This window comes from Roseovarius gaetbuli, assembly GCF_900172365.1.
GTDB classification, from domain to species: domain Bacteria; phylum Pseudomonadota; class Alphaproteobacteria; order Rhodobacterales; family Rhodobacteraceae; genus Roseovarius; species Roseovarius gaetbuli.
Window position 1 is genome coordinate 1 of the sequence record NZ_FWFJ01000099.1, and the last position, 2,672, is coordinate 2,672.

Annotated in this window: 3 protein-coding genes; all 3 read right to left on the bottom strand. The window is 57.3% G+C overall.

Annotated elements, in window-relative coordinates; translation table 11 throughout:
* On the bottom strand, nucleotides 1-562 hold a 562-nt coding region (locus ROG8370_RS19635), incomplete at its 3' end, for a DUF3299 domain-containing protein (protein WP_085828804.1).
* Between the two features lie 23 nt (nucleotides 563-585).
* A complete protein-coding gene (locus ROG8370_RS19640; protein WP_085828805.1) occupies nucleotides 586-2,109 on the bottom strand; it encodes an ABC transporter permease in 1,524 nt (507 codons plus the stop codon).
* Nucleotides 2,109-2,672 (bottom strand): ATP-binding cassette domain-containing protein (locus ROG8370_RS19645; protein WP_085828806.1); only part of this gene is annotated, 564 nt, incomplete at its 5' end. The genes ROG8370_RS19640 and ROG8370_RS19645, both read right to left, overlap by 1 nt.

Sequence of the window (2,672 nt, forward strand, 5' to 3'; positions counted from 1 at the left end):
TTTGAATTGAACGCTCTGCCGCAATTTCTCCCGATATCCAGACTGGCGTAAACAGACCATTGATTTCTATCCCTTCCGGATAAACAACATGGACAACCTGATTGGCAGGAGGTGGCGGCGTGTGGATACAAGCGCCGACCGTTGGCACCAACAGGAACTCAACAGCTTTTTTGCCCTCAAACGCCAGCGGCAGCACGTAGCCCGGCAGGCGAACCATCGTTCCCACAACGTCCTCGTTCACGGCCGTCGCGGCGGATTCGCGTCGGTCCATGATTTCAAGTCGCGCTCTGAACATGGCGTCGACATCGATACCCTCTTCGGCAAGTTTGCCACGCAATGCTTGAGCTTCGGCAGTGTCATTCTGATCTGCGCGCGCCTCAAACCTTAGGATATTTCGTAGCGCATCCATCTGGTCGTCCGTGAGGCTTTCAAACGGATTTTTGATCACAGCTGGCGGTGGCGCAAGTGCCCCCCAGGAAATGTCCTTCGGGTCTGATGCTTGTGCGAGCACCGGTAGTGTAGCGAGCAAGAGACTGAAACAAAGGCGGGCTATGATTGTCATGGCAAATTCCTTTTTTGGGTGATTCAAATCCTGATCGACAGGCCGTCAGCAAGCGTCATTCGATAAACGCGGATGGACGGGATCAGCGCTGCGACCAGACCGGCGCAGAAGATAACCGCAAGGATTGTCAGGTCCCACAAGCCGAAACCATTCAGTCCAATGGTCACTCCAAAGTGCACAGTCAGAATGGGACCACTCACAATTGCGGCCAACGTGAGCAGAAGGATGCCAAGTATCAAGCCCGCTGCGCTGAGAACGGCAGCTTCCGACAAAATCAGCCCAAAGATACGGTACGGCGTGGCCCCAACCGAGCGCAGGATAGCGAACTCACGGCGCCGCGTGTCGAGGGTTGCAGAAAGCATGACCATCATTCCTATCATTCCCGACACTGCCACCGCCCATGCCATCACGCGCATCACGTTCTCGGCAGTGCCGGTAATCCCCCACAATTCGGCCAGCGCAACCGCCGGCATCACGGCCGAGACCGGGTCAGTCCGCAATTCAGAAAGTGTCCGTTGAATGCCCAGCACCGCTGTCCGGTCAGACAGCCCTACAAAGACTGCGTTGATCGTCTCCGGCTCGTGATGGTGGTCGCCATGTGCCTCAGTATACCCCGGTTCGTCTGAACGGGTTTCATGCTCGTGAAGATCGGTGTCAACTGGCACAGCGCCTTCATTGAGATGAGCATCTTGGTCATTTTCATCCTGGTGAACGTGCTCCGCGGACTGGTTATGCCCGTGATCGGCGTGGTCTTTGTCGATATGGTCTTTGCCGACATGGTCTTTATCGACCTGATCATGATCGGCGTGATCATCTTCGTGGTGATCTTGCACACTGCCTGCTGTTGCGCTTGGATCAGCACCGCTCGCTCCTGCCCCTGTGTCAAAGGGGTCTTGCGGGGGTGGTGTTCGCGAGGCGTGGATGTCATCGAACCCCTGAAGCGTCACGAATACCATCCGGTCCACAGCGGTTCCGGTTGGGGCAAGGATGCCAGTGATAGTGAAGGGCGCATCATCATGCATGTCGAAAGAGACCGCACCCGCCCCATGTGCATTCACAATCACCACACCCGGTGCATATCCGAAGCGCTCCGCGACTTCGGCACCGACCACGGCCGCGTCCGGCGCATCGGTGTCAAAAGCATGTCCTGATGCGAACATCAGGGACTGGCCCCCGGAATGCCGGAAATGGTCGAAATACGCGGCTGTCGTGCCGATCACCGGATAGCCACGGTGATTGTCGCCCATCTGAACCGGCACGGCCCATGCGACCTGTGGCATATCCTCGACCTGCTGGTAGGTTGCCCATGATAGCCCCGTACCGGTCGATCCAACGCCGAACACGGTCGCCATCAGAATTTGCACTGAATTGCCGCGCGGAGCCACTATCAGATCAATCCCAGACGCAGAGTTGGTAAAACCCTCTCGCGCCCCTTCGCGCAGTCTTTCCACGCCGAGGATAAGAGCCACGCTCAGACCAATAGACAGAACCGTCAGCGTGGCAACGAAGCGGCGGTTCGAGAGACTCCTCAAGCTCAGCCAAAGCATCACGCAGCACTCCGGTTCAGGTCCTGAAAGTCGACGCTTCGATCGAAATGCTGCTCAAGGCTGCGGTCATGGCTCACGAAAAGCAGCGCAGTCCCGGACGCTTCACATTCTCGCACAAGCAGATCCACAAAACTCGCTTTGGCATCCTCATCAAGCGCTGACGTCGGTTCATCCGCCAGTATCAGGTCAGGTGCACCGATCAACGCCCGCGCGGCGGCCACCCGTTGCTGTTGGCCGACACTGAGTTCGTTGGCTTGTTTGGATGCCAGAGCAGAATCGGAAAGGCCCAGTTCGTCCAGCAGTCTTTGCGCTGTTTTTTCCGGACTCCCACCTGCGCGCTCGCGACGACGCGTCGAGAATGTGCAAGGCAGCAAGACATTCTCAAGAGCGGTAAGCCACGGAATGAGATTGAAAACCTGAAAAATCATCCCAATGTGATCGACCCGGAACCGATCCCGGGCACCGCCCTTTACGGCCCCTACATCCTTCTCGGCTATCTGGATTGCTCCCGGTGCGACGTCCACTACGCCTGCGATGGCCGATAGCAGTGTGGATTTTCCGCT

What these genes read in the sequence shown, in the direction of transcription:
- ROG8370_RS19640 (WP_085828805.1), bottom strand. Translation starts at nt 2,109, where the DNA reads ATGCTTTGGCTGAGCTTGAGGAGTCTCTCGAACCGCCGCTTCGTTGCC.